Annotated in this window: 9 protein-coding genes; 5 read left to right on the top strand and 4 right to left on the bottom strand. The window is 63.5% G+C overall.

From position 1 onward, the window contains the following. Positions 1 to 2 precede the first annotated feature (2 nt). The 3 genes from ACH49N_RS12030 to ACH49N_RS12020 all read left to right on the top strand — a co-directional run bounded on the left by ACH49N_RS12030 (position 3) and on the right by ACH49N_RS12020 (position 4,421). Positions 3 to 1,043, top strand: a complete 1,041-nt coding sequence (locus ACH49N_RS12030; RefSeq protein WP_358272195.1) for an ABC transporter ATP-binding protein — start codon at positions 3 to 5, stop codon at positions 1,041 to 1,043. 66 nt (positions 1,044 to 1,109) lie between these two features. Beyond that, positions 1,110 to 2,555 carry an aldehyde dehydrogenase gene (locus tag ACH49N_RS12025; protein WP_358272196.1) on the top strand — a complete coding sequence of 482 codons (1,446 nt, stop codon included), beginning with the start codon at positions 1,110 to 1,112 and terminating at the stop codon, positions 2,553 to 2,555. 198 nt (positions 2,556 to 2,753) lie between these two features. Beyond that, positions 2,754 to 4,421, top strand: a complete 1,668-nt coding sequence (locus tag ACH49N_RS12020; RefSeq protein WP_358272198.1) for an AMP-binding protein — start codon at positions 2,754 to 2,756, stop codon at positions 4,419 to 4,421. A 55-nt stretch (positions 4,422 to 4,476) separates the two neighbouring features. Here the strand turns inward: ACH49N_RS12020 and ACH49N_RS12015 are convergent, their stop codons facing one another. The 4 genes from ACH49N_RS12015 to ACH49N_RS12000 all read right to left on the bottom strand — a co-directional run bounded on the left by ACH49N_RS12015 (position 4,477) and on the right by ACH49N_RS12000 (position 8,956). Further along, positions 4,477 to 5,592: a LuxR C-terminal-related transcriptional regulator gene (locus tag ACH49N_RS12015; protein WP_358272199.1), complete on the bottom strand. Its 1,116-nt coding sequence runs from the start codon at positions 5,590 to 5,592 to the stop codon at positions 4,477 to 4,479. 26 nt (positions 5,593 to 5,618) lie between these two features. After that, a complete protein-coding gene (locus ACH49N_RS12010) occupies positions 5,619 to 6,770 on the bottom strand; it encodes a helix-turn-helix transcriptional regulator (RefSeq protein WP_358272201.1) in 1,152 nt (383 codons plus the stop codon). A gap of 188 nt (positions 6,771 to 6,958) precedes the next feature. Further along, positions 6,959 to 8,020 carry an extradiol ring-cleavage dioxygenase gene (locus ACH49N_RS12005; protein WP_358272203.1) on the bottom strand — a complete coding sequence of 354 codons (1,062 nt, stop codon included), beginning with the start codon at positions 8,018 to 8,020 and terminating at the stop codon, positions 6,959 to 6,961. Between the two features lie 120 nt (positions 8,021 to 8,140). Further along, positions 8,141 to 8,956: an IclR family transcriptional regulator gene (locus ACH49N_RS12000; RefSeq protein ID WP_358272204.1), complete on the bottom strand. Its 816-nt coding sequence runs from the start codon at positions 8,954 to 8,956 to the stop codon at positions 8,141 to 8,143. A 225-nt stretch (positions 8,957 to 9,181) separates the two neighbouring features. Here ACH49N_RS12000 and ACH49N_RS11995 point away from each other — a divergent pair, with 225 nt between their 5' ends. Continuing rightward, the gene (locus ACH49N_RS11995) at positions 9,182 to 10,246 is read left to right on the top strand and encodes an amidohydrolase family protein (protein ID WP_358272205.1); all 1,065 of its coding nucleotides are present in this window, start codon (positions 9,182 to 9,184) and stop codon (positions 10,244 to 10,246) included. Further along, the gene (locus ACH49N_RS11990; protein WP_358272206.1) at positions 10,233 to 11,216 is read left to right on the top strand and encodes an alpha/beta hydrolase; all 984 of its coding nucleotides are present in this window, start codon (positions 10,233 to 10,235) and stop codon (positions 11,214 to 11,216) included. The genes ACH49N_RS11995 and ACH49N_RS11990 overlap by 14 nt, the downstream gene beginning before the upstream one ends. The last annotated feature ends 74 nt before the right edge of the window (positions 11,217 to 11,290 follow it).

Raw genomic sequence — 11,290 nt, 5'->3', positions numbered from 1 at the left:
TCGTGGGTGTCGAGGTATCCGTCGAGGGGCTGACCAAGTCGTTCGGCTCGCAGAGGATCTGGCAGGACGTCACGTTGACCCTTCCCGCCGGTGAGGTCAGTGCGCTGCTGGGCCCGTCGGGTACGGGTAAGTCGGTGTTCTTGAAGTCGTTGATCGGTCTGCTCCGCCCGGAGCAGGGCTCGATCGTGATCGACGGCACCAACATTCTCGAGTGCTCGTCCAAGGAGCTCTACGAGATCCGGAAGCTGTTCGGTGTGCTCTTTCAGGACGGCGCCCTGTTCGGCTCGATGAACCTGTTCGACAACGTGGCGTTCCCGCTGCGGGAGCACACCAAGAAGTCCGAATCCGACGTCCGCAAGATCGTGATGGAGAAGATGGAACTCGTCGGCCTGCTCGGGGCCGAGGAGAAGCTGCCCGGTGAGATTTCCGGTGGTATGCGCAAGCGTGCGGGCCTGGCCCGCGCCCTGGTGCTCGACCCGCAGATCATTCTGGTGGACGAGCCGGACTCGGGTCTGGATCCGGTGCGTACCACCTATATTTCGCAGACGTTGATCGACATCAACGCCGAGATCGACGCGACGATTCTGATCGTCTCGCACAACATCAACCTCGCGCGGACGGTGCCGGACAACATCGGCATGCTGTTCCGCCGGCATTTGGTGATGTTCGGGCCGCGGGAGGTGCTGCTCACCAGTGAGGAGCCGGTGGTCAAGCAGTTCCTGAACGGCACGATGATCGGTCCGATCGGGATGTCGGAGGAGAAGGACGAGGCGCAGATGGCGCAGGAGCAGGCGATGGTCGACGCCGGACACCATGCCGGTGGCGTCGACGACGTCGAGGGCATCGTCCCGCAGATGAAGGCCACCCCCGGGATGCCCTTCCGGCAGGCCGTGGCCCGCCGGCAGGAACGCGTCCGCGCCATCATGCACACCCTCCCGGAAAGCGCACAGATCGCCATTCAGGAAAGCCTCGACGAAGGCTTCGGTTCCTACGACGACACCGAGGAGTTCCCGTTCTACGACGAACCGCTCGAATCCGTTTGAGCCATTAGCCGAACTTTGAATGCAGAAGACAAGCACCACAACAGAAATCGAAGAGAGGAACCCGACATGACTACAAATAACAACGCCTTCTTCATTGGAGGCGAATGGCATGCGCCCACCTCGAGTGGCGTGATCACGCTGATATCACCCAACGACGAACAAGTGGTGGGTCACGCCCCTGACGGGGCCGAAGCCGACATGGATGCGGCCGTCGACGCGGCCCGCCGGGCATTCGACGATCCGACCGGGTGGTCACAGTGGGAGCCTTCACGGCGAGCGCAGGCACTGGGACGCCTTGCAGATGCGCTCGACAAGCGCGCACCCGAGATGGTCCAGGCGGTGAGCTCCCAGAATGGCATGCCCGTCGCCGTCGCGGAAAAGCTCGAGGCAGTCTTTCCACAGATCCTTCTCCGCTACTATGCCGGCCTGATCCAGAACGACGGCTTCGAGGAGACTCGGCCGGGTCTACTCGGCGGATCGACTCTCGTGACCAAGACCCCGATCGGCGTCGTCGGCGCGATCGTCCCGTGGAACTTCCCCCAGGCACTCGCCGCGTTCAAGTACGCGCCGGCTCTGGCTGCCGGGTGCACGATCGTCCTCAAACCGTCTCCCGAGACGGTCCTCGACAGCTACGTTCTCGCGGAGGCGATCGAGGAGGCGGACCTGCCCGCGGGTGTCATCAATATCGTGCCTGGTGGCCGCGAGCTTGGCGCGTATCTGGTATCGCATCCCGGCATCGACAAGGTGGCGTTCACCGGGTCGTCGGCTGCCGGCCGCAACATCGCCGAGACCTGCGGCCGACTGCTGCGACCCGTCACGCTGGAACTTGGCGGAAAGTCGGCGGCTATCATCCTCGACGACGCGAATCTCGACCTTGGCACCGTCGGTGAACAACTCTTCGGCGCAACCATGTTGAACAACGGACAGGTCTGCTACCTCGGCACCCGGATCCTGGCGCCGCAGTCGCGTTACCAGGAAGTGGTCGACACCTTCAGCGCTCTGGCAGGGTCGCTGACCGTCGGAAGTTCTCTCGACCCGTCCACGATGATCGGACCGATGGCGAGCGCCCGGCAGCGCGAGCGGGTGGAGTCCTACATCGCGAAGGGCAAGGGCGACGGCGCCCGCATCACGGTCGGTGGTGGACGCCCCGCGGACCTCGACAAGGGATGGTTCGTCGAACCGACCATCTTCGCGGATGTCGACAACAACTACACCATCGCCCAGGAGGAGATTTTCGGCCCTGTGCTGTCGATCATTTCGTACCGCGACGACGAGGACGCGGTCCGCATTGCGAACGACAGCGACTTCGGACTCGGGGGCACCGTTTTCACCGCTGATCACGACCACGGTGTCGCAGTCGCCCGTCGCATTCAGACGGGAACCGTCGGTATCAACGGTTACCTTCCCGACCCGACGGCACCTTTCGGTGGTGTCAAGGCCAGTGGTCTCGGACGCGAACTCGGTCCGGAAGCGCTCTCCGCCTACCTCGTGCCGAAGTCGATCTACCTGTAACAGCGAGGGCGTGGGTGCGCCCCGCCGCATCCACGCCTCCGAACATCACTCATCCCCCCGGGGCAATTTCCTCACTCGGAAGGATGAGAAGGCGTTCGAATTCCTCACCTTACCGCCTTCCCTGACGGTAATATGGTTTGACCAAACCCTCTGTCCTCCTCCTGTCGAGGAAAGGCACCTGAAAGCAAGGATCCGCACATGGATGTCATGGAACACGCGGGAGCCATCCTCCCCGAGGACCGCTACAGTGCGAGCACCCTCGAGGCGTTCCGTTCGAACGGATACTGGCGCGACGAGAGCCTGGCCCAGCATGTGGATCGCTGGGCGACGATCGACCCGGACTTCGTTGCCGTCACCGACGGCTACGGATCACTCACCCGGGGCGAGTTGCGGGCCCAGGCGTACCGCCTCGCTTCCTCACTGAAGAAGCTGGGCGTCACGCGCGGGGACCGAGTGCAAGTCCAACTGCCGAACTGGAACGAATTCGTCGTCATCTATGTGGCGCTCGCCAGGATCGGCGCCGTACTCGTACCCACGATGCCGGTCTACCGGCACGACGAGGTCCGCTACGTACTGGAACACTCCGGTGCGAAAATCTCTTTCGTCACAGAGGAATTCCGAAACTTCCGGTACACAGACATGCTGGCCGAGGTCCGTCCCGAGGTGCCTGGACTCGAGCACGTGGTCGTCGTGCGCGGGACGGCGGGGGCCAACGAAATCGCGTTCGATTCCTTGACCGCCGGCGACCACGTCCCCGGTGACGACGAACTCGGGCCGCCGCCGTCTGCCGATGCGGCCCAGGCCATCATCTACACCTCAGGAACCGAGTCGCGACCGAAGGGGTGCCAGCACACTTTCAACACGCTCTCCTTCACCGTCTACGGGTTGGGTGGGCAGGTGATGGGACTGAGCCCTGACGACATCATCTTCATGCCCTCCCCCGTGACACATGCGACCGGGCTCGCCGTGGGTGTGACCACACCATTGATTCTCGGAAGTGGGATCCACCTTCTCGACGTGTGGGAGCCGGGCGAGGGCCTCCGGCGTATCGCAAAATTCAAGACGACCGTGAGTATGGCTGCGACACCGTTCCTCCAAATGGCTCTCGGGGCCATCGAGGCCGGTGCCGACCACGATGTCAGCTCGATGCGACTCTGGGTCAGTGCCGGCGCACCGATACCGGAAACTCTTCTGCGGGAATGGAAGAAGGCGCTTCCCGACTGCACGCTCCTCCCGGTGTACGGCAGCAGCGAAGGCCTCCTGGTGACGGCTGTACGTGTCGACGATCCCGTCGAAAAGGTGCTTTCCTCCGACGGGCGGGCCTTCGATGGTGTCGCTCTCGAAATCCGCGACGAAGAGGGTGCTGTGGTTCCCGCGGGCGATGAAGGCCAGATCTTCTACGGGGGACCGGGCATCTTCCTCGGATACTGGCGTGACCCCGAACGCACGGCCGCATCGGTCGACGACCGCGGGTTCCTCGCATCGGGTGACCTCGGCCGCGTCGACGAGGCCGGCTACCTCCGGGTCACGGGACGGATCAAGGACTTGATCATCCGCGGGGGCATGAACATTTCGGCACGGGAGGTGGAGGAACACCTCTTGGCGCATCCACAGATCATCGCGGCAGCAGCTGTGTCGATGCCCGACGCCCGTCTCGGCGAGAAGGTGTGCGCCTTCATCGTCGTCAACGGACCCGCGCCGACTCTGCAGGAAGTGGCCGATTTCCTCCGAATCGAGCGGAAAGCCATGATGCAGAAGATTCCCGAGAAGCTGGTGGTCGTCGATCAACTCCCCACCACCGCGACCGGGAAAATCCAGAAGTTCATTCTCCGGAAGCAAGCGGCAGAACAGGTCGCCGACGCATAGGTCCAGCCGAAGCCACAGCACCGCCCCCATTGCCGAGGCAAAGGGGGCGGTGTGTTTACCGTTGACCCGTCATCGCGAGATAGCGGTAGATCGCCTCGGACCGGTTCATGGCACCCAGCTTGCGCAGAATCTTCTTGACGTGCGTCTTCACCGTGAAGATGCTGATGACCAGCTCGTTCGCTATCTCGGCGTTCGATGCGCCCCGGGCAAGCAACGCGAACACTTCACGCTCACGCGTTGTCAGCGACTCCAGCGCAGCGGGATTCAGATCGTTGTGGGACGTACCCGGCAACGCCGAAGCCTGATGAACCGAGGTTTCGTCGAGGAAACTGACATCCGCGTGTTCGAGAAGCTCAGCTTCGCGAGCTTCCTGTTGCAGGCGTTGGACAATCACATTCTTCTGTTCACCGAGGCGGTCGGCGAGCATCGCCCGTTCGAACAGCGTTCCGAAACCGCGGGCATATGCCCCGAGCAAGTCCCGGACCACAACGTTCACCGGGTCCCCGGACGATCGACTGCCGTGCACGAGACCAATGACCCCGGTCGACACCGTGATCGGGGCAACTACATAGGAGTCGGCAGCGAGCATCCGCACGATCTCGTCACTCGGCCGAACATCGCCGTTCGGCCCGGCGAGTACCGCCGATCGGGTCTCGCACGCCCTGCTCTCGGCCGATTCGAAGCCGAGGGGTAACGCCGAGGAACTCAGGACCTCGTCCGACCTCATCGAGCTGTTGAGCTCGAGGGCCGTCCACGTACCGTTGTGTACCTCGGACAAAAGTATTCGGTCGAGTTGCGCTGCAGTCGCGGCCTCCGAGCAAATGCGCTTGCGAAGGCCGGCGACGGACTCCGAGCCGCGTAACCGCCGGATCGCGCTGGCAAACTCTGCGGGTTGCACAACGTGACCCGGACCTCCGCGCACCGTGCGAATCCGCATGCGCGTGTTCTGCAGGTCGACGATGAGTCGACCGAGCGCTCGTTGCTGCTGGGAGCCTAGTTCGGGGAACTTCGCAAGTGCAGATTCTGTGGCCTCGTCGAGGAGCGCCATCTGGGTGCCGAGCGAGACAACACGAATCTCGTGGGATCCGGGACCGACGCCGTAGTCCTCGCGCAGCCGGTCGAGGAGAACGACGACTGCATGGGACAACTCACGGTCGGTCGTCGACCGCACGGTAGCTTGCTCCTCCGCCTTCCCTGTCATCGCGCTCGTCGGGTCTGACTCGAGTAGAGGGCGGTCGCCGCGGCGCGCGTCGGCGCGTGCAGCTTCTTCAGCACGGTTTTCACATGCGATTTCACGGTGCCCTCGGAGATGACCAGTGCCTGCGCGATCTGACTGTTGGTGGCCCCGGTGGCAAGGTGGGACAGAATCTCACGCTCCCGGACGGTCAGCACGCTGTTGATTTCGAGCACCCGGTTCTCTCCCGGGTCATCGGTGGAACTGTCGGCCGTTGCCGCGGCCTGGTGCGAGAGAATCGCATCCGCCTTCGAGATCCGGTCCAGCATTGTCTGGGTTGCGTCGAACGACTCTTCCACTCGGGCGCGCTGCAGTTGGATCCGGTGCTTGAGCACCGCTTGCTCGTACACGATGGCCAAAATCGTTGTGAAGGCGTCCAACCGATCTCGGTCGTCCGGATCGAGACCACCTTCCGACCCCGGCCGATCGGCGTGGAGCAGTCCGATGACCTTCCCCGCGGACATGACGGGCGCCGCGACGTACGAGGACGTCCGAGATCGGCTGATGATCTCCTTGTGCGTGCGGCCGTCAGCAGCCGCGGCGGCGACCAGCGCGGGAACTCGGCGTCGGACCAGCTCGGTTTCCAGAGGCGCATCAGCCAGGGACCACACTGAGGCGTCAACGTAGTCGGAGAAGTCGAGAGGTGAGCCGTCGAGGTCGGGCTGGAGATAGAGGCGGCGGGGCTGCCACAGAGAACCGGACACCGCTGAAATCATCGAGCGGGCGAAAGGCAGTTGTGTGCACACCACCTCCGGTGCCGCCTCGATGACCTGTTGCGGGGGGAGTCCCCGAAGCGTCACTGCAGCGTCGTGCACCTCGCCCAACTCCGCGATCCGGCGAATCGCTGTGGTCCTGGCGAGCTGCTCCTGAACACATTCGATGTCGACGAGGACCCGGCATGCGTCTCCGATATCGGTCTCGGCGAGCTGCCCCTCGGTGAGCGCTTCGGCAAGGCGACCTCGTGCCGCTGCAAGCGACTCCGAGAGTGTGGAAGCGCCGAAGTCGGAGTGGCCGTCATGGTCGGCCAGCAGCTTGCCGGCAATGCCGATACAGTCAACCGCTTGCCGCGTGAGATCTGCCTGATCGGGGTCCATTGACGTCGTCGTCCAGCTCACCTTCTGCTACACCTCCGGCCGTTTGTGCACACTGTGATCGCCATCACTGTTCCAGTGTAACCCGAAGCGTTATAGCAGTCCAATGGTATGACCGATAGACTCCAGCTGAGGTCCTCACCTTCGGGAGCGAAGAATACCTGCGCGTCCCAAGGGTATTCCGTCGCCTCCTCACCGACTGCGCCGAGATGCTACGAGTACACGGCGAATGCCTTGTTGGAGTTGAACACGTCGGTCACGACGAGGTCGGACCACTCCCGGCGCAACCCGAGTTCCTCGACCGCACCGAGCATGCAGAACCAGTTGAGGATCTCGTGCTGTCCGGCATCGACGACTTCTGTGCTCGTGTACTCGCGCATCAGCGCGAAGTCGTCTTCTAGTAGCGCTTTGTATATGCGTAGGTCGGCTTCGGTATCGGGGCGCAGATGCCACAACTTGTCGGCCAGGAACGCATGCGACCAGCTAGAGGAGGCGACGAACGCCACCCTGAGGTCGTGGTCGCGGAAATGTTGCGCTACCGCCCGACCGACCTGGAAACACCGAGCAGGCGTCGGTCCAGAGGGGTCGAGGACCTCCGATTCGATCTCGGCGAATCTAGCCAACCCACCTTTACGCGCGATGGCGTGCTGCCCATAGCAATTGACGGTCATCGGAATGAACGGATAGGACATCTCGGCGCCTGCATTGGCATAGTCGAGGAACAATTGTGTGTTGAGGATTGCGTGCGGAAAGTGTGCGCCGGCGCGCTTTTTGTACGAGTAGGCCATGTCGAACCCACGCTCGATCAGACCGTCGGTGAGTTGCCTGGCTCCCGAGGCGTCACCGTGCATGACGATCTGGAAATCGTCCGGCTTCCCCCAGAAGTTCGGACTCCCTCTTTCGTTCATGACCTCGAAGGCGGGTACCTCGAGGTCACCGTAGGCGAGCACGCAGAACGGTGGCACTACCTCCTCGCGGAAATTCTCGTACTGGTCGTCGCCCCACACCACGACGACATCGGGGGCGAACTCGTCGACGGCTTCACGCACCCGGGCCAGATTTGCCACCAACTCCGCGCGATGTGCCGCTGCGGCAGCGGTTCCACCGTCGTCGGACCATTCGCGACGCATGCGGTCCGGCCAGTGGGCGGGATCTTTCTCCTCGCCCGGGATGTCCGGGTCGGTGAGGGTCCATCGCAGCAGACCTGCCATGTGCTCGTCAGTTCCCGCCAACAGCGGGTAGTGGGTCATGCCGAGAGCGAGGAAGTCTCCCATTGGCCGTCCTTTCTGAGGTGGCGCCTCGGGCGCCGTCACACGCGCCGGGCGGATCGCCCCTCCATCGTGGGGCGTGCCGGTGACGCGCGCACAGCAAGTTCCAGTGCCCGGAACGCGGCCTCAGTCGTCGTACGGAAACAGGTCTGCTCTGCCCTGGGACAGCATCTGGGTGGTATCGCGGCTGACGCGGTGGGCGGTCAGTTTGACCGCGTTGATCACCGACTCGGAGACCTGCTCCGACGAGTCGAACTGAACGGCAACCGCCCCCATCGGCCGGCCCTTTATCAGGACGGGCGCGGCAATGTTGCCCAGGCCGAGGATCACACCATCTTTCTGAACAGCTGCTCCCGACACCCGTATGCGCTTCAATTCGTCGTGAATCTGCTTCGGATCCGTCACGGACTTGGGCGTCAGACGGACGAGAGGGCCCGCGAGCAGCTCGGTGAGCTCGTCCTCGGGGAGATAGGCCATCATCGCCCGGCCCATCGAGGACAGGTGCGCCGGGATCCGCGTACCCACCTCACCTATTGGCCGGGCGTGATCCACGGCGAAGAGCGCCTGCAAAATGACGACTTCATTCCCCCTGAGGACGCCGAAATGCACCGATTCCTTCGACCACGCCTGCAACCGGGCCAGATGCGGCAGCGCGACCTCGCGCATCCCGTCCACCGGCATGGAGGAAACCAGCTGCAACAGACGGATACCGAGTCGGTAGCCCGCACCGTGTTCCTCGATGACATCCAGCTCACCCAACCGCTGCAGCAATCTGTGGACCGTCGACTTGGGTAAGCCGGTCTTACAGCTGATCTGCGTCAGGGTCAGCACCCGATCTTGCTCGTTGAACGCCCCGATCACCAAGAACGCCTTCGCGAGGATGGAAGGAGGCGCACTCTCCGCACCCCCGACGTCATGTTTGCCATCTGCCATGTGCTTCATCCGGGCCTCCGCACTCTCCGCTCCGCCGACCCAGCGGGAAACCAACTGTAACGGCGGTCACAATGCGCACGTATTCAGGGTACGGGTTTCACCGACCGGTTCCAGCCTCTGGAACAGCCGCGGCCGCCCCCGTGCGAGGCCACCTAACGTTCCCCTGATCCGGCTCACCCACGACGTGGGCGAACCGACGAAATAAGAAACGGATGCGTGCGAAAGGAGACCCTCGTGGTTCCACCCGGCACCATCGATGTGCATGCGCACTACTTTCCCCGTGACGCCCCTCCCGTCGACGTCATCGCAGGTTTTCCGCGAGCACCCCGGTTGGTGGTCGACACTCCTGCGGAGGGACGGTTGGTCCGCGGATCCGAAGACTTCCGCACCGTCCGTCGTGCCCTCTGGGATGTGGAGGCGCGCCTGGCGGACATGGATCGGGCGGGCGTCGGGGTTCAGGCGATTTCTCCCGTTCCGGTCGCATTGGAATACGGTGCTCCGGTAGCACCGTTTGCCGCCTACTGCCGATGGATGAACGAGTCCATCGCCCGTGCGGTCGACGCCGCTGACGGCAGGCTCGTCGGAATTGGAACCGCCCCCGTTGCATCACCCCGTGACTGCCTGCCCGAACTACGTCATCTGTCCGAAGTTCTGGGGCTTCGCGGCGTCGAGATCGGCACGCGGATCAACGGAATGGAATTGGACGACCCGGCGCTGGGGTATTTCTTCGACGCCGTCGACAGCCTCGGTCTCGCGGTACTTGTGCACCCGGTCGACGGTGGTGGCGGCGCCGTGCGGCGCTCCGGGTTCACCTATGACTTCGGGCTCGGAATGCCCTCCGACACTGCGTTGGCGGCCACTGCCCTCGTCTTCGGCGGGGTTCTGGACAACCATCCAAGACTACGGGTGGCAACGGTCCACGGCTGCGGAACCTTCCCGTGGGCGTATCCAAGACTTCGCCTCGGAGCCCAGCTTGCCGCCACACACGACCCGGATGATCTGAATCGGACCGTATCGCGCCTCTACGCAGACACCCTCGTGTTCGATCCGGCGCACCTGCCGACTCTGGTGCATCGCTTCGGCCCGAACAGGGTTCTTCTCGGCAGCGACCACCCGTTCATCCCGGGCCAACCCGAAGAGGGAATTGCGGACTTGTCCTCTGTGGCAGCACATTTACCGCCCGGTACCGTGCCGCGAATCCTCCGCGGCAATGCACTCGAATTCCTCGGACTGTCATCCGGTGCGCTCGTCACCGCTCACTTCTCACCGACAAAGGAAGACCACCATGGCACTCACTGATGAAAATCTCGTCGACGTTCCCGGACTTGCCAGCCGCTGGGTACGCCTGGCGAACGGCGCCCGCGCGCACTACATGACTGCCGGCACCTCCGGTCCCGCGGTGATCCTGCTCCACGGCGGTTTGCCCGGCTCGTCAGGTCTCGCGGGGTGGCGTTTCATGGCCCCCTATCTCGGCGACAACGGTTTTCGCGTCTACTGTCCCGACATGCCCGGCTTCGGACTGTCCGACACCCGGGAAGAATACTGGCCGGACGGCATGGAGTCGTTCGTCGACTTCATCGACCAGTTCGCCACCGCACTGTGCCTCGACGAGTTCCACCTCGCAGGAAACTCCATGGGCTGCATGAACACGGTCAACTACACGGTTGCACACCCGGACAAGGTCAAGAGCTTCATCTTGATCGCGGGAGATATCGGTGACGTGGTCCCGGAACACTTGACACCACCGGCGGGCGAGTTCCGTCTCACGGCGTACGACGGCACACGTGAGGGCATGCGCACCATGATGGAGGCGATCATTCACCGCGGCGAGGCCATCAGTGAAGATTTGATCGACATGCGTTACCTCTCTGCGAGGGACCGGATGGATGCGCACGCGAAGTTCTGGCCCACGCTCCTGCAGTACCGTCGAATCACGGACTGGACGAGCGAAAACCGCGCCGCCCGCCTGGTCACCAAGGGGCGCCTAGACCGGTTGAGCACCCCAGGGCTCTACCTCTACGGCCGCCAGGACATCCTGACACCGGTCGAGTGGGGGTACGTCCAGGAGGACTACCTCCCCAATGTGCAGTTCTTCTATCCCGACGAGTGCGGCCACCAGGGACAGACCGACCGGCCCGACCTGTTCAACCCCGTTTTTCTGGAGTTCTTCCGGGACGGCACGGTGTCCGGTGAGCTCGCCGACGCCGCTGGTGTCTCCGATCGCCGCCCCGAACTCCCCTTGATCAACCGTTCGCTGGTTTCTGCCTGAATCTCCGGCGACAACCGATGGCCGACTCCGGGTCCACGATCCGGCGTCGGCCATCGGTCGTCGTCACCTGCGCG

Origin of the sequence: Rhodococcus sp. NPDC019647 (assembly GCF_044389235.1) — a bacterium.
Lineage (GTDB): Bacteria > Actinomycetota > Actinomycetes > Mycobacteriales > Mycobacteriaceae > Rhodococcus_F > Rhodococcus_F oxybenzonivorans.
Note: the sequence above shows the minus strand (reverse complement) of the source record. Positions and strands in the feature narration are given on the sequence as shown.